At 72.2% G+C, this 18,944-nt stretch carries 16 protein-coding genes; 5 read left to right on the top strand and 11 right to left on the bottom strand.

The genetic code is table 11. The features are described from left to right. Window positions 1-59: 59 nt before the first annotated feature. A complete protein-coding gene (locus tag AB0M28_RS25025; RefSeq protein WP_365409058.1) occupies window positions 60-842 on the top strand; it encodes an MBL fold metallo-hydrolase in 783 nt (260 codons plus the stop codon). A 76-nt stretch (window positions 843-918) separates the two neighbouring features. On the opposite strand, the gene AB0M28_RS25020 is transcribed toward AB0M28_RS25025, so the two are convergent. Continuing rightward, window positions 919-2,898 carry a CBM35 domain-containing protein gene (locus AB0M28_RS25020; RefSeq protein ID WP_365409055.1) on the bottom strand — a complete coding sequence of 660 codons (1,980 nt, stop codon included), beginning with the start codon at window positions 2,896-2,898 and terminating at the stop codon, window positions 919-921. Window positions 2,899-3,053: 155 nt separating this feature from the next. On the opposite strand from AB0M28_RS25020, the gene AB0M28_RS25015 reads away from it, so the two are divergent. Then, complete coding sequence (locus AB0M28_RS25015) at window positions 3,054-5,531, top strand: PQQ-dependent sugar dehydrogenase (RefSeq protein WP_365409052.1); 2,478 nt, start codon at window positions 3,054-3,056, stop codon at window positions 5,529-5,531. Between the two features lie 72 nt (window positions 5,532-5,603). Here the strand turns inward: AB0M28_RS25015 and AB0M28_RS25010 are convergent, their stop codons facing one another. Then, window positions 5,604-6,959: an aspartate aminotransferase family protein gene (locus AB0M28_RS25010; protein ID WP_365409049.1), complete on the bottom strand. Its 1,356-nt coding sequence runs from the start codon at window positions 6,957-6,959 to the stop codon at window positions 5,604-5,606. Between the two features lie 14 nt (window positions 6,960-6,973). Beyond that, window positions 6,974-8,482, bottom strand: coding sequence for a CoA-acylating methylmalonate-semialdehyde dehydrogenase (locus AB0M28_RS25005; protein WP_365409046.1), 1,509 nt, complete (start codon window positions 8,480-8,482; stop codon window positions 6,974-6,976). Window positions 8,483-8,629: 147 nt separating this feature from the next. On the opposite strand from AB0M28_RS25005, the gene AB0M28_RS25000 reads away from it, so the two are divergent. Beyond that, window positions 8,630-10,219 carry a PucR family transcriptional regulator gene (locus AB0M28_RS25000; RefSeq protein ID WP_365409043.1) on the top strand — a complete coding sequence of 530 codons (1,590 nt, stop codon included), beginning with the start codon at window positions 8,630-8,632 and terminating at the stop codon, window positions 10,217-10,219. Window positions 10,220-10,254: 35 nt separating this feature from the next. Here the strand turns inward: AB0M28_RS25000 and AB0M28_RS24995 are convergent, their stop codons facing one another. The 8 genes from AB0M28_RS24995 to AB0M28_RS24960 all read right to left on the bottom strand — a co-directional run bounded on the left by AB0M28_RS24995 (window position 10,255) and on the right by AB0M28_RS24960 (window position 16,004). After that, entirely contained in the window at window positions 10,255-11,457 is a 1,203-nt protein-coding gene (locus AB0M28_RS24995) for a transposase (RefSeq protein WP_365409040.1), read from the bottom strand. A 224-nt stretch (window positions 11,458-11,681) separates the two neighbouring features. Then, window positions 11,682-11,900: a dodecin gene (locus tag AB0M28_RS24990; RefSeq protein WP_365409037.1), complete on the bottom strand. Its 219-nt coding sequence runs from the start codon at window positions 11,898-11,900 to the stop codon at window positions 11,682-11,684. A 100-nt stretch (window positions 11,901-12,000) separates the two neighbouring features. Continuing rightward, a complete protein-coding gene (locus tag AB0M28_RS24985) occupies window positions 12,001-12,450 on the bottom strand; it encodes a universal stress protein (RefSeq protein WP_365409136.1) in 450 nt (149 codons plus the stop codon). Window positions 12,451-12,542: 92 nt separating this feature from the next. Then, window positions 12,543-13,199 carry a hypothetical protein gene (locus AB0M28_RS24980; RefSeq protein ID WP_365409034.1) on the bottom strand — a complete coding sequence of 219 codons (657 nt, stop codon included), beginning with the start codon at window positions 13,197-13,199 and terminating at the stop codon, window positions 12,543-12,545. Beyond that, window positions 13,196-13,690, bottom strand: coding sequence for a sigma-70 family RNA polymerase sigma factor (locus tag AB0M28_RS24975; RefSeq protein WP_365409031.1), 495 nt, complete (start codon window positions 13,688-13,690; stop codon window positions 13,196-13,198). The genes AB0M28_RS24980 and AB0M28_RS24975 overlap by 4 nt, the downstream gene beginning before the upstream one ends. 51 nt (window positions 13,691-13,741) lie before the next feature. Continuing rightward, the gene (locus AB0M28_RS24970; protein WP_365409028.1) at window positions 13,742-14,293 is read right to left on the bottom strand and encodes an AAA family ATPase; all 552 of its coding nucleotides are present in this window, start codon (window positions 14,291-14,293) and stop codon (window positions 13,742-13,744) included. Continuing rightward, entirely contained in the window at window positions 14,290-15,105 is an 816-nt protein-coding gene (ppk2, locus tag AB0M28_RS24965; protein ID WP_365409025.1) for a polyphosphate kinase 2, read from the bottom strand. Before ppk2 ends, AB0M28_RS24970 begins: the two co-directional genes overlap by 4 nt. 155 nt (window positions 15,106-15,260) lie before the next feature. After that, on the bottom strand, window positions 15,261-16,004 hold the full coding sequence (locus tag AB0M28_RS24960) for a class I SAM-dependent methyltransferase (RefSeq protein ID WP_365409022.1): 744 nt from the start codon (window positions 16,002-16,004) through the stop codon (window positions 15,261-15,263). Window positions 16,005-16,072: 68 nt separating this feature from the next. On the opposite strand from AB0M28_RS24960, the gene AB0M28_RS24955 reads away from it, so the two are divergent. Together AB0M28_RS24955 and AB0M28_RS24950 are read left to right on the top strand one after the other, a co-directional pair. Beyond that, window positions 16,073-17,230 carry an alpha/beta fold hydrolase gene (locus AB0M28_RS24955; protein WP_365409019.1) on the top strand — a complete coding sequence of 386 codons (1,158 nt, stop codon included), beginning with the start codon at window positions 16,073-16,075 and terminating at the stop codon, window positions 17,228-17,230. 188 nt (window positions 17,231-17,418) lie between these two features. Then, window positions 17,419-18,944, top strand: a 1,526-nt coding sequence (locus tag AB0M28_RS24950; RefSeq protein ID WP_365409133.1) for an MFS transporter, incomplete at its 3' end; no start/stop codon positions are given.

Raw genomic sequence — 18,944 nt, 5'->3', positions numbered from 1 at the left:
CTCACCGGCTCCGTCCGCCGGGCGGCAGGCTGGAGGCACACCGAACGAGAGGCAGGACCATGACCGCGCAGCACCCCTTCACCGCCCAGTACCTCGGCGGCCCCACCGCCCTGCTGGAGCTGGCCGGCGTGCGCCTGCTGACCGACCCCACCTTCGACGCCCCGCGCGACTACCCCAGCCCGTCCGGCACCACGCTGGTCAAGACGGCGGGCCCGGCGCTGACCGAGGCCGAGGTGGGCGAGGTCGACGCCGTGCTGCTCTCCCACGACCAGCACGCCGACAACATGGACCACGCCGGCCGCGCCTACGTCGAGCGCGCCGCGCTCACCCTGTCCACCGCGTCCGCCGCCACCCGGATGGGCCCGGTCGTACGCGCCCTGCCCGCATGGGAGCACCTGGACCTGCCGCGTCCCGACGGCGGCGTCCTGCGCGTCACCGCGGTGCCCGCCCAGCACGGCCCGGACGGCACCGAGCACATCGTCGGCGAGGTCACCGGCTTCGTACTCTCGGGCGAGGACCTGCCCACCGTGTACGTCAGCGGCGACAACGCCTCACTCGACGTGGTGCGGGCCATCGCGGAGCGCTTCCCCGAGCCGGACGTGGCGGTGCTCTTCGCGGGCGGGGTGCAGACCCCGCTGCTGCCGGGGGAGTACCTCACCCTGTCCAGCGCGTGGGCCGCCGAGGCGACGCGGATCCTGGGCGCCCGCCAGGTCGTACCCGTGCACTTCGAGCACTGGCAGCACTTCACCCAGGGCGCCGAGACGCTGGCCGCGGCCTTCGCGGCGGCGGGGCTGGACGAGCGGCTGCACCTGCTGAAGCCCGGGGAGCGGATCACCCTGTGAGCCGGTGCCGGGCCGTCGGCGGCCCGGCACCGGACCGGTCACCTGACCGTGGTCCCGTCAGGTGACCGTGACGTGATCAGGTGACCGTGATCTGATCGAGGTCGGGCGCGTACGCCGTGTCGTTGCCGAAGCGGATGGTGTTGGTCCCGGCGTTCAGCGTCACGGTCACCGCCCTGGTGATCGGGGTGGCGAAGCTGGTGCCGGTGAACGACACCGTCTGCGGCGCCCCGCCGTTGACCGTGACGGTGAAGCTGCGGGTGCCGTTGACCAGGGCCGCGATCGTCAGCTGGTGGCTGCCGCCCGAGGCGGCGGACACCGCGCCGAAGGTGACCGTGTTGGCCGCCCCGTTGCCGATCCAGCCGGCCTTCTGCCCGCCGGCGCACTCCGCACAGCTCGCCACCCGGGCGGCACCGGCCAGCGACGCGCCCTCCGCCTGGTACGTCGTGACGGGCGGCGGGGGATCGCCGGGCTGGACGTCGAGGCGGTCGAGGTTCGGTGCGCCGCCGGCGCTCGTCGCGGTCACCCGCACGGTGTTGTCCCCGGCCTGCAGCGCGGCGGTCAGCGTGGCCGTCTGCCAGGTGCTCCAGGCACCGGTGCCGTTGAACGAGACCCCGCTCGCCACCACCGTCCCGTTGACCCGTACGTCCAGGGGCCGGTCGGCGGTGGTGCCGTTGGCGTAGCGGATGCCGAGCGTCGCGTTGCCCGGCTGGGCGGCCGGGACCGTCCACTCGACGTACGGACCGGCGGCGTTGGCGGTGTTGACGAAGCCGCTGCCGGTGTACCCGGCGTGGTTGGACTCCACCGCCCCGTCCGAGACCAGGCCGTCCTCCGCCTGGTACCAGTCCACGGGCGCCCGGTCCGCGCGCGCCAGGCGGAACACCGTGGTGCCGTGCGCCGGCACGGACGCGCTGATCGAACCGGTCGTGGTGCTGACGGCCTTGGTCCACAGGTCCGTCAGCCGGTACGAGGACGAGCCGCCCAGTCCGGCCGCCGAGGCCGAGGTGCTCACGGTGGCCGTGGCGCTCGTCTCGTTCAGCAGGGCGACCGCCCGGTCGCCGTTCGCCAGCGGTTTGCTGTAGACGACCAGGCCGCCCGCCGAGGACACGATCGTCGCCTGCCGGCCCAGCGGATCCTGGTCGAGGGCGATGACGTCGGTGTTCTTCAGGATCGACAGGGTGGTCGCCGACGCGCTGCGGATGTCGCTGCCGATCAGCAGCGGCGCGGCCATCATCGCCCAGAGGCTGAAGTGGGTGCGGTACTCGGTGGCCGTCATGCCGCCGTTGCCGACCTCCAGCATGTCCGGGTCGTTCCAGTTGCCGGGCCCGGCGTACGGGGCGAGGTCGTCGTTGGTGTGCGCCTTGCCGATCATCGACGTCCAGTTGTCGCTGATGTCGCCGGTCGTACGCCACAGGTTGCCCACGCCCTGCGCCCACAGCCACGGCTTGTTCTGGCCCCATTCGCAGATGCTGTAGACGATCGGCCGGCCCGTCGCGGCCAGCGCGTCGCGCATCGCGGTGTAGCGGGACTGGGCGTCGACGCCCTGGTTGTTGCAGTTGTCGTACTTGAGGTAGTCCACGCCCCAGGAGGCGAACAGCGCCGCGTCCTGCTGCTCGTGGCCGAGCGCGCCGGGGAAGCCGTTGGTGTTGCAGGTCTTGGTGCCGGCGCTGGTGTAGATGCCGAACTTCAGGCCCCTGGCGTGCACGTAGTCGGCGACGGCCTTGATCCCGTTGGGGAAGCGCACCGGGTCGGGGACCAGATCGCCGGCGGAGTCGCGGCTGGGCAGCGCCCAGCAGTCGTCGATGTTGACGTACTGGTAGCCGACGTCCTTGAGGCCCTGGGCGACGAACGTGTCGGCCACCCCTTTGATCATCTCCTCGTTGAACGTGCCGGTGCAGTGCGTGGTGTTCCAGTTGTTGAAGCCCATTGGGGGAGTGCGGGCGAGCCCGTTCTCCAGGGCCAGGGCCGGGGGTGCGGCAGCGGTGACGAGCACCGTGACGGCGGTCGCCGCCACGGTCGCCAACGCCGCCAGCGCGGCGGTGAGTCGTCGGAGCGCCATGAGGTCGTTCTCCCTTCGCTCGGTGAGGGCGGGAGCAGAAAACGCTTCCCCATAGCTTGACGCGATCACGACATCACTTCTAGGTTTCTGTTAGGTTTCTTTCCTAACAATCGCTGTCACGAGGTCGTACCTGGGCCGGGAGGGACTGGACTTCCATGAGGAACCCGCGCAGACAACCGCATCCCCGGTTACGCGCACGGTCGGGCGCGGGGCTGGTGGCCCTGGTGCTGGCCGTGCTCGCCGCGCTGCTCGCCGCCGTCGGACCGGCCGCCGCGGCCCCCACCCGCTACGAGGCGGAGAGCGCGGTCATCTCGCAGGGCGTGGTGGAGTCCAACCACGCCGGCTACTCCGGCACCGGCTTCGTCAACGGCGACAACGTCACCGGCTCGTATGTGGAGTTCACCGTCACCGCCGCCACCGCCGGCACCGCCACCATCGGCATCCGGCACGCCAACGGCACCACCATCGACCGCCCGATGGCCATCGCCGTGAACGGCACCACGGTCGCCACCCCCAGCTTCCCGGGCACGGGAGCCTGGACCAACTGGGTCACCCACACCGTCACCGCGCCCGTCACCGCCGGCACCAACAAGATCCGCCTCACCGCCACCACCGTCAACGGCGGCCCCAACCTCGACTTCCTCGACGTCGAGGTGGCCCGCGCCTTCACCGACTACCAGGCGGAGAACGGCGTCATGTCCTCCGGCACCGTCGACTCCAACCACGCCGGCTTCACCGGCAGCGGCTTCGTCAACCTCACCAACGCGGTGGGCTCCTACCTCGAACTCACCGTCAACTCCGGCGCCGCGGCCACCGTCGACTTCGAGGTCCGCTTCGCCAACGGCGGCAGCGTCGACCGCCCGATGGCCATCGCCGTCAACGGCACCACGGTCGTCGCCGCGAAGTCCTTCCCCGTCACCGGCGCCTGGACCACCTGGCAGGACGCGACCTTCAGCGCCGCGCTCACCGCCGGCGACAACACGATCCGGCTGACCGCCAACACGGCCGACGGCGGCCCCAACCTGGACCGGCTGCGCGCCTACATCGCCGACACCACGCCGCCCACCCGGCCCGGCCAGCCCGGCTGCGCCAACATCACCGACACCACCGTCGACCTGTCCTGGGGCGCCTCGACGGACGACACCGGGGTCGCGGCGTACGACATCTACAAGGACGGCAACAAGATCAGTGAGGCCGCCGGCAGCGCCACGAGCAAGCAGCTCACCGGCCTCACCCCGGACACCGCCTACGACCTGACGGTCATCGCCCGGGACGGCGCGGGCAACGTCTCCCTCGCCTCGCCGAACGTCATCTGCCGCACCCTGACCTCGGACACCAGCGCCCCGACCGCCCCGGCGAGCCTGTCACCGGCGTCCAACGTCACCGCCACCACCGCGAACCTCTCCTGGGGCGCCTCGAGCGACGACCGCGGCGTGACCGAGTACCAGATCCGCCCGGCGGGCAGCACCAGCCCGCTCGGCAAGGTCACCGGCAGCCCGCCGGCCACCTCCCTGACGGTGTCCGCGCTGTCGTGCAACACCAGCTACACGGTGGTCGCCGTGGCCCTGGACGCCGCCCGCAACGTCTCGGCGGCGAGCAACTCCCAGACGTTCACCACCGGCGCCTGCAGCGACCCCGACGGCGGCTTCCCGCAGACCCCGGCGCAGATCTCCAGCAACTGGACGATCCCCTGGGGCATGTCGTTCCTGCCGAACCAGACCAACCCGACCGCCCTGGTCACCGAGCGCGACCACTTCCGGGTCTGGAAGGTCACCGCGACCGCCCGCACCCAGGTCGGCACCGTGCCCAACTCCGTCACCACCGACGGCGAGGGCGGCCTGATGGGCGTCGCCCCGTCACCCACCTGGAACGGCACCACGGACAAGGACGTGTTCTTCATGCACACGGCGTCCGAGGGCAACCGGATCGCCAAGATGCAGTTCGACGGCACCACCCTGTCGGGCTACACCCAGATCCTGGGCGGCATCGCCAAGAACCGCTACCACAACGGCGGCACCATCGCCTTCGGCCCCGACGGCTATCTGTACGTGGCCACCGGCGACGCCCAGTCCAGCAGCAACGCCCAGAACCTCAGCTCCCTCAACGGCAAGATCCTGCGCATCACGAAGACCGGCGCGGCCGCCCCGGGCAACCCGTTCGGCACCCGGGTCTTCTCCTACGGCCACCGCAACCCGCAGGGCCTGGCCTTCGACCGCAACGGCCGGCTGTGGGAGGCCGAGCTCGGCAACTCCACCTTCGACGAGCTCAACCTCATCAAGTCCGGCAACAACTACGGCTGGCCGACCTGCGAGGGCTCCTGCAGCGTCTCCGGCATGACCAACCCCAAGAAGACGTGGTCGGTGTCCGAGGCGTCGCCGGCGCAGATCGCGATCGTGCGCAACGTCATCTACATGACGACCCTGCGCGGCCAGCGCCTGTGGCGGATCCCGATCACCGGCGACACGGAGAGCGTCGGCAGCGCCACCTCGTACTGGGTCGGCACCTACGGCCGGCTGCGGGCGATCGCGACGGTCCCGGGAGCCAGCCAGTTCTGGATGGGCACCACGAACGCCGACAACAACGGCGGCCAGCCCGACGGATCGGACCGCCTGTACCGGGTGACGATCCAGTAGACAAGCGAAGGCGCCGGTGCCCTTGTCGGGCACCGGCGCCCTTGTCGCGCGGGTCACTTCACCACCGCGTCGTCACTTCACCAGCTCGTCCACCCGGCTCAGCACCTTCTCGACGATCCCCAGCCCCTCCCGGGCCTCCGCCTCGGTGACGATGCACGGCGGCACGAGGTGCAGGCGGTTGGAGTTGGCGAACGGCAGCAGACCCAGCTCCTTGCAGGCGCCCACCGCCGCCGCCATCACCTGGCTGGTGCCGCCGGTCGGCGCCACCGGCTCACGGGTCTCGCGGTCGGCGACCAGCTCCACCGCCCAGAACACGCCCCGCCCGCGGACCTCGCCCACACTGGGGTGCCGCGCGGCGAGCGCCGCCAGCTCGGGGGCGAACACCTCCTCGCCGATCCGCCGGGCGTTCTCGACGATCCCGTCGCGCTCCATCACCGTGATAGCGGCGACGGCCGCCGCGCACGCCAGCGGGTGGCCGGAGTACGTCAGCCCGCCCGGGTACGGGCGGTGCGCGAACTCCTGCGCGATCCGGTCGCTGATGACCACGCCGCCGAGCGGTACGTAGCCGGAGTTGACGCCCTTGGCGAAGGTCAGCAGATCGGGCTCCACGCCCTCCTCTGCGCAGAAGAACCACGAGCCGGTGCGCCCGAAGCCCGTCATCACCTCGTCGACGATGAACACGATCCCGTACCGGTCGCACAGCTCCCGCACCCCGCGCAGATACCCCGGCGGCGGGATCATGATCCCGGCGGTCCCCGGGATGGCCTCCAGCAGCACGGCCGCGATCGTCTGCGGCCCCTCCAGCTGGATGACCTGCTCCAGATGGGCGAGCGCGCGCGCACACTCCTCGGCCTCGGTCGTGGCGTGGAAGTGGCTGCGGTAGAGGTACGGGCCGAAGAAGTGGACGACGCCCGCGTCGCCCTTGTCGTTCGCCCAGCGGCGCGGGTCGCCGGTCAGGTTGATCGCCGTCTCGGTGCCGCCGTGGTACGAGCGGTAGCGCGAGAGGACCTTGGGCCGGCCGGTGGTGAGCCGGGCCATGCGTACCGCGTGCTCGTTGGCGTCGGCGCCGCCGTTGGTGAAGAACACCTTGTTCAGCTCGCCCGGGGCGCGCTCGGTGATCAGCCGCGCCGCCTCGGAGCGCTGGTCGTTGGCGTGCTGCGGCGCGACGGTCGCCAGCGTGCGCGCCTGGGCGGCGATCGCCTCGACGACGTACGGGTGCTGGTGGCCGATGTTGGTGTTCACCAGCTGGGAGGAGAAGTCCAGCAGCCGGTTGCCCTGGCCGTCCCAGACGTAGCTGCCCTCGGCCCGGGTGATGACCATCGGGTTCAGCTCGGCCTGGGCGGACCAGGAGTGGAAGACGTGCTTGCGGTCGAGCTCGTAGGTGCGGGCGACGCCGCTGAGGTCCGGCTCGGTGGGGATGAGAGTCATGGCAGCGGGCTCCGTCACGCCGTGGTCTGCGGGAAACCGAGGTTCAGGCCGCCGTGGCTGGGGTCCTGCCAGCGGGTGGTGACGACCTTGCCGCGGGTGAAGAAGTGCACGCCCTCGGTGCCGTGCGCGTGCGTGTCGCCGAACAGCGAGTTCTTCCAGCCGCCGAAGCTGTAGTACGCCATCGGCACCGGGATCGGCACGTTGATGCCGACCATGCCGACCTCGACCTCGTTGTGGAAGCGGCGCGCGGCGCCGCCGTCGTTGGTGAAGATGGCCGTGCCGTTGCCGTACGGGTTGGAGTTGATCAGCTCCAGGGCGTCCTCGTACGACTCCACCCGCAGCACGGACAGCACCGGGCCGAAGATCTCGTCGCGGTAGCAGCTCATCTCGGTGGTGACGTTGTCGATGATCGTCGGGCCGAGCCAGAAGCCGTCCTTGCCGCCGTCGGCCTCGACCTCGCGGCCGTCGAGCACCAGGGTCGCGCCCTCCTGCTCGGCCTTGTCGACGTAGGAGGCGACCTTGTCGCGGTGCGCGGCGGTCACCAGCGGGCCCATGTCGCAGCCGCGGGTGCCGTCGCCGGTGCGGATCTTCTTCGCCCGCTCGGAGATCTTCGCGATCAGCTCGTCGGCGACGCCGCCGACGGCCACCACGGCCGAGATCGCCATGCAGCGCTCGCCCGCCGAGCCGAACCCGGCGTTGACCATCGCGTCCGCCGCCAGGTCCAGATCGGCGTCGGGCAGGATCACGGCGTGGTTCTTCGCGCCGCCCAGCGCCTGGACGCGCTTGCCGTGGGCCGTGCCGGTGGCGTAGACGTACTCGGCGATCGGGGTCGATCCGACGAAGCTGACGCCCTTCACGGAGCGGTGGGAGAGCAGCTCGTCGACGGCCGCCTTGTCGCCCTGCAACACGTTGAACACGCCCGCCGGCAGCCCGGCCTCGGCCCACAGCTCGGCCAGCCACAGCGCCGCCGACGGCGCCTTCTCGCTGGGCTTGAGCACCACGGTGTTGCCGGAGGCGATCGCGATCGGGAAGAACCACATCGGCACCATGGCCGGGAAGTTGAACGGGGCGATGATGCCGACCACGCCGAGCGGCTGACGGGTCGAGAAGACGTCCACCTCGGTGGAGGCGTTCCCGGAGAAGCCGCCCTTGAGCAGGTGCGGGATGCCGCAGGCGAACTCCACGACCTCCTGGCCGCGGGTCACCTCGCCCAGCGCGTCGGAGAGCACCTTGCCGTGCTCGCTCGTGATGATCGCCGCCAGCTCGTCCTTGCGCTCGTTGAGCAGCTCACGGAAGCGGAACACGATCGCGGTGCGCTTGGCCAGCGAGGTGTCGCGCCACGCCGGGAACGCCGCCGCGGCCGCCTCGATGACGGTACGGGCGTCCGCCACGTGCGCCAGCGCCACCTCGCGCGACACCGCGCCGGTCGCCGGGTTCGTCACCGCGGCGGCACGGCCGCTCGTACCGGGGAACGCCTTGTTGTTGACCCAGTGGCCCACGCGCGTCAGGTCGCTGCTCGACACGACAATCCTCACCCTCGCTTCGTCACACGGAGCGCGTCGCGATACCGGCGCTCCGGGCGGGACCTCGGTCGCCCGCCCGAGGTGAGACTTCCAGAGCCCGGACCGACAGACTGTTCAGATCGGGCCGGTCATCTTTACGATGTGTCAATGCAGCCCAGCATCCGCGAAGTCCTCCAGCTGTCCGTCGTCGCCGCCGGCCGGCCCACGGTCATCGGCGGCCACGACCATCTCGACCGGACCGTGCGCTGGGTGCACATCAGCGACCTCACGGACCTCACCGACCTGCTGCAGGGTGGCGAGCTCGTGCTGACCACCGGCAGCCCGCTGGCCGGCGGCGCCGACCGGGCGGAGGCGTACCTGACCATGCTGGCCGCGCAGCAGGCGGCGGGGCTGGTGATCGAGCTGGGCGGCCAGCTCACCGCGCTGCCCGCGCACCTGGGCGCCCTCGCCGACTCGCTCGCGCTGCCCGTGGTGACGCTCGCCAGCCGGATCCGCTTCGTCGAGGTCACCCAGCAGGTGCACCGGCTGATCGTCGCCGACCAGTACGAGGAGGTGGAGTTCGCCCGCACCACCCACGAGGTCTTCACCTCCCTCGACCTCGCCCGCGCCTCCACCACCGACATCGTCACGCGCGCCGCCCAGACCCTGGGCGCCTCCCTCGTCCTGGAGGACGTCAGCCGGCACGTGCTGGCCTTCAGCGCGCTGGACACCTCCACCGCCGACCTGCTGTACCAGTGGGCCGAGCGCTCCCGCCTGCACGACGTCACGGCCGACGACTCCGCCTGGACGGCCGTCCCCGTCGGCGTCGGCTCCGAGCGGTGGGGCCGTCTCGTGCTGCCCGCCCGCACCCCCGACGTACGACGGGCCCGTACGGTCCTGGAGCGCGCCGCGCAGTCCCTGCAGCTGCACCGCATGATCCAGCGGGAGCGGGACGCGCTCGTCGTCCAGGCCCTCGGCGGGCTCCTCGACGACCTGCTCAGCGGCCGGATCGGCGAGGAGTCCGAGGCCCTGGCCCGGGCGACCGCGCTGGGCCTGACCCCCGGCAGCGGCTACGCGCCGCTGTCCGTGCGCCTGCCGCGCCGCCCCGGCACCGACGCCCTGAGCCAGGGCGAGGCCGACCGCCGGCTGCTCGCCGCCGTACGGCAGTCGGTGGCCGCCTCCGGCGGCACGGTCATCGCCTCCATCCGCCGCGAGGGCACCGTCTCGGCGCTGATCTCCTGCCCGCCCAAGGGCGCCGACCACGCGCTCGGCGTCGTCGCCGCCGGACTGCGCGAGCGGCTCAGCGGACGCGGCGGCACGGACGGCTGGGTCGCCGGCACCGCGCCGGCGTCCGCCGGGCTGCTGGCCTCGGCGCGGGGGCTGGCCGAGGCGGAACACGTCGCCGAGGTCGGACTGACCATGCCCGGGGCGAACCGCCTCTACCGCTCCACGGACCTGCGGCTGCGCGGCCTGGTCGCGCTGCTGCGCGACGACCACCGGCTGCAGACGTTCGCGGAGACGGAGCTGGGCCGCCTGCTCGACCACGACACCCGCACCGGCGACAGCCTGCTGCCGCTGCTGCGCACGCATCTGGACTGCGCGGGCTCGAAGACCCACACGGCCCGCGCGTCGGGCCTGAGCCGCCCCACGCTCTACGCGCGCCTGCGCACCATCGAGCGCATCCTGGGCGTGTCCCTCGACTCCGCGGAGTCCCGTACGTCGCTGCACACGGCGCTGATGGTGATCGACGCACGTTGACATCCTCCCCTCCCTGGTGGGAGGGGATTCCTGGCTCAGGCTGCCTTCGCGAGCAGCGCTCGTGGAGGTCTTGCGCCCTCGGCACCAGCCGGGTTGAGACCAGCCCGGACCAGCATCACGCGGGCAGAGTTCTTGTCCCTGGGCGAGACGGCTCCGCACGCGGTGCAGGTGTAGGTACGTTCGGAAAGAGGGAGTGCGTGCTTGGTTCTCGCTCCGCACGCCGCGCAGTCCATGGTGGTGTGCGCGGGATGCACTAGGCGGATGTCCCGTCCGTGCTTGCGGCCCATCTCGATCAGGGCCTGTTTGGTGGCGCCGATCGCCGCGTCGGCGGCTTTGCGCGCCATCGTCGTCTTGGCGAGGAACTTCGGCCGGAAGTCCTCCACCGCCACCGCGTCATGGTCGCGGACAACCCGCTTGGCCCACTTGCGGGCGGTGTCGGTCCGCTGACGGGTCACCTTCGCGTGCAGCTGCGCCGTCTTGGTCTTGGCGGCGCGGTAGCCCTTGGACGCGGCCCGACCCCGGGCGGGCTTTCTGCGGGCCATCATGCGCTGGTAGCGGGCGAGGCGCTGGGCGGCGCTCTTGCCGTGCTCGGCGTGGGGAAGGTCATGCGCATCGCTGGTGGTGGTCGCGGTTTCCCTCACTCCCCAGTCGATACCGATGCTGCGGCCCGTGGCGGGCAGCGCTTCCACCTGGGCGGGCACCACGAAACTCGCGTACCAGTGCCCGAGGCTGTCCTGGTAGACGCGCACCGAAGAGGGCTCGGCAGGCAGCTGACGGGACCACACCACGCTCAACACGATCCCGCCCGCCAGATGCAGCCGACGGTCATGGAGGCGGAAGCCGCGCCGGGTGTAGTTGAGCGACGGGCGCGCCTCCCGCTTCATCTTGAACCGGGGCATCCCTGCCCGCCGCCGTTGCGCAACCCGATTCTTGACGTCCTTCAGCGCCTTCGCCCGCGACCTGCCGAAGTCGCGGACCACCTGCTGCTGCGGCACCGAGGAGCCCTCCGCCAGCCACGGCGTTCGGGCACGGGCGTCGGTCAGCATCCTGTCGAGCCGAGCCGGACCGCACAACTCCCCGTCCCTATGGGCCTTCTTCGAGCGGGCGACACACTCGTTCCACACCCACCGGCAACGGTCCCACTCGCCACACAACCCCATGTGGGCGGCAGACGACACCCGCAGCCGGTAGGTATACCGGGCATACCCGGCATCCTTGGCCTGCTGCACTGTCGTCATCCAAGCAACGTATCCGCCGGCACTGACAACGGCGATCCGCCTAACGGCGAATCGCCATTCCCCGCCCTGCCCCGCAGGGGTCCGATTCCTCCCCAGCGTGAACGCCAGGGCATCATCGGAGGCATCCGGTGAAGCCGGCCCGCAGAGGGACCGCGGGCCGGTGTTCCCGGCGGGAGGGGGAGGGTGTCAGTCCTCCGCGGGCCGGTGTTCCCGGCGGGAGGGTGTCAGTCCTCCGCCTCCTCCAGGCGGAAGCCCACCTTCAGGCCCACCTGCCAGTGCTCCACCGATCCGCCGTCCAGCTGGCCGCGGATCTGGGTGACCTCGAACCAGTCGAGGTTGCGCAGGGTCTGGCCGGCGCGGGCGATGCCGTTCCGGATGGCCGCGTCGATGCCCTCGGGCGACGAGCCGACGATCTCCGTGACGCGATAGGTGTGGTTGGTCATGCCTCCCACGGTGCCGCACCGCGCCCCGGGGCGCGACACGGCGGACACGGATGGCACCCGGTGCCTCCGCGCCACGACCGTGACAGGCCGGCGCCCGGTGTTACGGCACCACCGTGACCGGCCAGCGCCCCGCCTTCACCAGCCGGACCGCCACCGAGCCGACGATCCGGTGCCCCGCCTGCTCCGAAGCGCCCACGATCACCGCGTCCGCCTTCAGGTCGTCCGCCGCCTGGACCAGGCCCAGATACGGGTCGCCGTGCAGCGTGTGGAACTCCCACCGCACCTCGAAGACCCCGCGCAGCTGCTCCGCCGTGCGGCGGATCTCGTCGGCGAGCTCCTGGGCGACCTCCTCGGTCGCGTCCGCGACCGGCGCGCCGAACGCCGCCGCGCCGGCCAGCGGCGGCTGGACGTACACGATGGCGAGCAGGGCGTTCTGCCGACGGGCCAGGCCCGCGGCGTACGCGGCCGCGCGCCAGGAGGAGTCGGATCCGTCGACACCGGTGACGATCACCTTGGGGCCGTCGGTGCCCCGCTCGAACTGCGTGTGCATGTCTTCGGTCACACCCAGACCGTATCGGATGCCCCTGGCCGGCCGGACCGCGGCCGCCCCGGGCTGGCGCCCTGGCCGGCCGCGGCCGCGCGCTACGGCCGCACGTGCGCCGGCGGGGTGTCGGTCGTGCACTGCAGCGGTTCGTCCGTGGGTACGAGCCGCTCGATCGAGCCGGGATTGCCGTTCACCTCGGCCAGTTGGGCCTCGTCGAGGAAGCCGATGAACAGCTGGGTGTCCGCCGGCATCGCCGACGGCGTGAACACGAAGGTGACCTTGCCGTCCTCACCCTCCTCGCCCTTCATCACGTCCCGCACCCCGGGCCCGACGCCGCTCGGGTCGAGCTCTCCGTCACCGGGGCCCTTGCAGAACTCACCCACCTTGATCAGCACCGGGAACCCGGCCTCGCGCAGCGTCGCTTCGAGCCCCTCGTGGTCCGCGAAGTACGCCTCCTTGCCGAAGGTCGTCACGTGCACCGTGCCGTCGGCCCGGGTGTCCACGCTGTACGCCGCGGTGCGGACGTGCACCGCGGCCCCGCCGGCGGACGGCGGGGCCGTGGACGGGTTGCCGACACCCTGCGCGCTGAGCACGAGCCCGGCGGCCGCGGCGACGACCACCCCCGTTCCGGCCATCCGCCGCCTGTTCCGGCGCGCCCGGCCCGCCGCCTCGATCTGCTGCACGGGTGTGTCGGACGTGACGTCGTCGAGTGAGCTCCTGAGGGCGTCCAGTACGTCGAGATCCTGCTGGTTCATCGGCCTTCCTCCGGGGATTCCGCATGCACGAGTTGGCCGCGCAGCGTGGCGATCGCCCGCGACAGATGGGCGGTCACGGTGCCCGGGGCGATCCCGAGCGCCGCGGCGGTCGCCTCGGTGTCCAGGTCGAGGAAGACCCGGTAGGCGATCACCTCCCGTTGCCGCTGGGGCAGTCGGCGCAGCGCGGAGAGCAGCCCGGGGTCCACGGCGTCGTCGCCGCCCGGCGCGGCGGGGACATCCGGTACGCCGTCCACGGCGATCTCACGCCGCCGCCTGCGCCACCACGAGATCCGGGTGTTGAAGGCCGTACGCACGACCCAGGCGCGCGGCGCCGGGTGCCGGCTGACCTTCGGCCAGGCCACCCAGGCGCGGGTGAACGCCTCGGCGACGAGGTCCTCGGCCAGTTGCCGGTCGCCGGTGCCCGCGAGCACGGCCCGCAGGCACGCGTCCCGGTCGGCGCGGTAGAAATCCCTGAACTCCAGCTGCCTCACACTCCCTCTACGCCGGGGCGGGGCAATCGACTTACCCGAAGTGTCGCGCGCCTACCCGCCGTCGACGAAGGCCACGATCTCCGCCAGGCCCGGCCGGTAGCCGTCCGTGGTGTCGACCTCGATCCAGGGCGCGTCGACCGACACGCGGTCGAACGCCCGGTAGGCGCGCTCGTGCGCGGCGGCGTCGGCGGGCGGGGCGTCGGCGTGGGCCCGGCGCAGCGGATTGTCCTCGAGCCGGCTGCGGGTCCGCTCCAGTGCCACCCGGGCGTCGACCACGCAGTGCACGACGCGCAGCGAGACCAGGTCCTTCAGGGGCTCCAGTCCGGGACGCCAGAGGCGGTCCTGGAAGGCGGCTTCGGCGACCGTCGTGACCCCGGCCCGGGCGAGGACCTCCAGGACCGCGAAGAACGTGGGCAGCGTCCGCCGCGTGAGCGCGTCACCGGGCCCGGCGACGAAGCCCGGCGTCGCGTGCACCATGCCCTCCTTGATCTCGTCGCGGCAGACGGCGGGACAGCCGATGGCACGGGCGAGCGCGTGGGCGAGGGTCGTCTTCCCCGCGGCCGGCGGGCCGCTGACCACGACGAGCGTGGGCCTGGGGGTCACGCCAGCGTCGCGGCGTGGTCGGGGACGTACGTCTGCATGGCCCGCGGCGGGCGCTCGTAGCCGGTGCGCGGCGGACGCGGCGGGAACTCCAGCACGGGCGGTTCCACCTCGTGGTACGGGACCGTCGACAGCAGATGCGCGATCATGTTGAGCCGGGCGCTGCGCTTGTCGTCGCTCTCCACGACGTACCAGGGCGCCTCCGGGATGTCGGTGTGCACGAACATCTCGTCCTTGGCCCGCGAGTACTCCTCCCAGCGCGTCAGCGACTCCAGGTCCATCGGGGACAGCTTCCAGCGCCGTGTGGGGTCCTCCAGCCGGGCGCGGAAGCGCTGCTCCTGCACGTCGTCGCTGACGGAGAACCAGTACTTGCGCAGCATGACGCCGTCCTCGGCCAGCATCCGCTCGAAGATCGGGCACTGGTGCAGGAAGCGCGCGTGCTCCTCCTTGGTGCAGAAGCCCATCACGTGCTCCACACCGGCCCGGTTGTACCAGGAGCGGTCGAACAGCGTGATCTCCCCGGCGGCCGGCAGCTGCTCCACGTACCGCTGGAAGTACCACTGGCCGCGCTGCCGTTCGGTGGGCGCGGGCAGCGCCACGATGCGGGCGGCACGGGGGTTGAGGTGCTCGGTGACCCGCTTGATGGCGCCGCCCTTGCCGGCGGCGTCCCGCCCCTCGAACACGACGACCAGCCGCTCGCCCTCGGACCGTACCCACTCCTGCAGTTTGACGAGCTCCACCTGCAGCCGCAGCAGCTCCCGCTCGTAGAGCTTCTTGGGCACCGCCGACCCCGCGCCGGTCTTCTTCTCTGCCACGAGCACCTCCTCCTGCCCGGCCTGGGGCGCCGGCCGGCGTCCGACCGCTCCCCGGGCCCGGGACGACCCGCTCGTGATGATGCCACGTACCGCGTGGACGGCCCGGTTGATCCGCCTGGCGGCCGACGCGCCTCACCCGCCGGCCCCGGGTGGGGTCACCCGGCCGCCGGGAGGCGGTACACCGAGACGTGGCTGCGGGACTCCGCCGTGAACTCGGCGCCCGTCCAGTCCGCGTGCCGGCTCTCCAGCTCGAAGCCCGCCAGCTGGCCCATCAGGTCCAGCTCCGCCGGCCAGATGTAGCGGTGCGGGCTGCGGTCCAGACGCGCCTGGCGGGTGTCGTCGAAGGTGAAGTGGTGGGAGACCACGTGCTGGTTGAGGACGTCGTAGGTGTCCACGCCCATGTAGCCCGGGACGGAGTCCCAGACGGTGGCCTTGCGGCCCGGCGGGAGCTGGCGCAGCTCGGGCACCCAGAGCTCGATCACGAAGCGGCCGCCGGGGGAGAGGTGGCGGGCGGCGTTGCGGAAGCAGGCGACCTGCTCGGCCTGGGTGAGGAGGTTCGAGATGGTGTTGTAGACCAGGAAGACGAGGCCGTACGTGCCCGGGGCGGTGGCCGTCGCCATGTCACCCACGATCACGGGGATCGTCGACTCGTCCACCTTGGTGCGCAACTGCTCGACCATCGGCTTCGAGAGCTCGATGCCGGCGACGGGCACGCCGCGGGCGGCGAGCGGGACGGCCACCCGCCCCGTGCCGATCGCGAACTCCAGCGCGGCCCCGCCGTCGGCGAGTTCGGCCAGCCGGTCCACCGCCGGGTCGAGAGCCTCGGGCGCGAACATGCCGCTGCCGGTGGTGTCGTAACGCCGGGCCGCGTCCTCGTCCCAGATCTCGTCCTGTCGCATGGACGGTCAGGCTTCCGGGACCGCGAAGACGGTGTCAAGCGATTTCCCCGCGGTCTTACGATCGGCCTATGGCAACCGCACACGTGAACGGCATCACCGTCGAGTACGACGACCAGGGCACCGGCGATCCGCTGCTGCTGGTGCACGGCCACCCCTTCGACCGCTCCATGTGGGCGCCGCAGGCCGCGAAGTTCGCGGCGGAGGGCTACCGCGTCCTCACCCCCGACCTGCGCGGCTTCGGCGGCAGCGGCGGCACGGTCGGGGAGTTCTCCGACTACGCCCGCGATCTCGCCGCCCTCCTGGACCATCTGGGCATCGAACGGGCCGTCGTCGGCGGGCTGTCGATGGGCGGGCAGATCGTGATGGACTTCTGCCGGCTGTTCCCCGGGCGCCTGCTGGGCGTCGTGCTCGCCGACACCTTCCCGGGCGCGGAGACGCCCGAGACCCGGGCGCGCCGCCTGGGCATGGCGGACCGGCTGGAGCGCGAGGGCATGGGCCCGTGGTCGGACGAGGTGCTGGACCGGATGGTCGCGCCCGCCAACGTCAAGGACCTGCCCGAGGTCGCCGCCCACGTCCGCGGCATGATGCACGGCGCCCCGGTGCGGGGCGCCGTACTGGCGCACCGGGCCCGGGCGGACCGCCCCGACTACCGCGACACGCTGCGCGGCCTCGGCGTGCCGGCGCTCGTCGTCACCGGTGTCGAGGACCCGTACACCCCGGTCGCCGACGCGGAGCTGATGCACGACCTGATCCCCGACGCGGAGCTGGCGCTGATCGAGGGCGCCGCCCATATGCCGAACCTGGAACGTCCGGAGGCGTTCGACACGGCGCTGCGCCGCTTCCTGTCCCGCGTCACCCTGCCGCCGACCAACGGCTACCGGCACGCCGTGCGCACCCGCGGGGAGCTGGTCGTCGTCTCCGGGCAGATCGCGCTGGACGCGGCGGGCCGCGTGGTCGGGGAGGGCGACGCCGAGGCGCAGACCCGGCAGGTCTTCCGCAACCTCAACAAGGCGCTGGGCGTTCAGGGCGCGACCTTCGCCGACGTCGTCAAGCTGAACATCTTCGTCACGGACGTCGCGGCCATGCCCGCCGTGCGCCGCGTCCGCGACGAGTGGATCGACACCGCGAACCCGCCCGCGAGCTCGGCGGTCCAGGTCGCCGGCTTCGTCCGCCCCGAACTGCTCGTGGAGATCGACGCGCTGGCCGTCCTGCCCGCCGGGAGCTGACGCCGAGCCCGTGGCCCACGTCACACCGCGGCCATGTCACAGGATCGGGGTGGCCGGCGTCTCGTGTTCGACAGGGCGCCGCCCGGGACTCTCCGGGCGGCGCACGCCGCACCCCGAGTCGAGGAAGGCCGTCCATGGCCGACACAGCCCAGCCCCCCAGCCACCCCGAACACCCCGTCGGCGCCGCCATGTCCCTGGACAAGACGGAGGACGCGCCGCCCCCGGACCCCCGCCGCTGGTGGGGGCTGGTGGTCATCGCGCTCGCCCAGCTGATCGTCGTGCTGGACATGACCATCGTCAACATCGCCCTGCCGTCCGCCCAGCAGGACCTCGGCATGACCGACGGCAACCGGCAGTGGGCCATCACCGCCTACACCCTCGCCTTCGGCGGCCTGCTGCTGCTCGGCGGGCGTCTCGGTGACCTGTTCGGGCGGCGGCGCAGCTTCATCATCGGTCTGATCGGTTTCGCCGCGGCCTCCGCCCTCGGCGGCGCGGCCACCGGCCCCGGCATGCTCTTCGCCGCCCGGGCGCTGCAGGGCGTGTTCGCCGCACTGCTGGCACCCGCCGCGCTGTCGCTGCTGACCACGACGTTCTCCGACCCGCGTGAACGCGGCAAGGCGTTCGGCGTGTTCGGCGCCATCGCCGGCGCGGGCAGCGCCATCGGGATGCTGGTCGGCGGCTTCCTCACCCAGTACCTGGACTGGCGCTGGTGCCTGTACGTCAACGCCCCCGTCGCCCTCGTCGCCGTGTTCGGCGCGATCGCGCTGCTCAAGGACGCGGGCCGCCGGTCCAGCGCCGAGCTGGACCTCCGCGGCGCGGTCCTGGCCACCGCGGGCGTGCTGTCCATCGTGTACGGCTTCAGCGAGGCCGAGTCCCGCGACTGGGGCGACGCCCTCGTGCTGGCCCTGCTGATCGGCGGCGTGGCGCTGCTCGGCGTCTTCGCCCTGTGGCAGACCCGCGCCCGCACCCCGCTGCTGCCCCTGCACATCGTCAAGGACCGCCAGCGCGCGGGCGCCTATCTGACGATGGCCCTGGTCACCATCTCCATGTTCGGCGTCTTCCTGTTCCTGACGTACTACCTCCAGGGCATCAAGGCCTGGTCGCCGCTGAAGACCGGCGTGGCGTACCTGCCGATGACCGCCGCCATGATCGTCGGTTCCACGCAGATCTCGGCGCGGCTGCTGCAGAAGGTCGCCCCGCGGGCGCTGATCGTGCCGGGCCTGACGGTGGCCGCCGGCGGTCTGGCCTTCCTGGCCTCGATGGACGTCGACACCGGCTACGCCAGCCATGTCCTGCCCGGGATCACCCTGATGGGCCTCGGCCTGGGCACCACGTTCATGGCGGCCATCGCCACGGCCACCGGCCGCGTCGCCCCGCACGAGCAGGGCGCGGCCTCCGCCACCCTCAACACCATGCAGCAGGTGGGCGGTTCGGTCGGCACCGCGCTGCTCAACACCATCGCGGCCGGTGTGACCAGCGACTGGCTCACCGACCACCGGGTCGACCCGTCCCGGCAGGGGGCGCAGGTCAAGGCCGCGATGGCGCAGGCGACGGTGCACGGCTACTCCGTGGCCACCTGGATCTCCGCCGGCGTCATGCTGCTGGCCGCGCTGGTCGCGGGCGTCCTGATCAACGGGAAGGCCCCGGGGCGCGGTTCCGCCGCGCCGGCGGCCGGCCCGGCGGGCGGCGACCGCGAGGCGGCGACCCTCGGGAC

The organism is Streptomyces sp. NPDC051940, from assembly GCF_040680895.1.
Lineage (GTDB): Bacteria > Actinomycetota > Actinomycetes > Streptomycetales > Streptomycetaceae > Streptomyces.
This window is presented reverse-complemented; position numbering and strand designations above follow the sequence as displayed.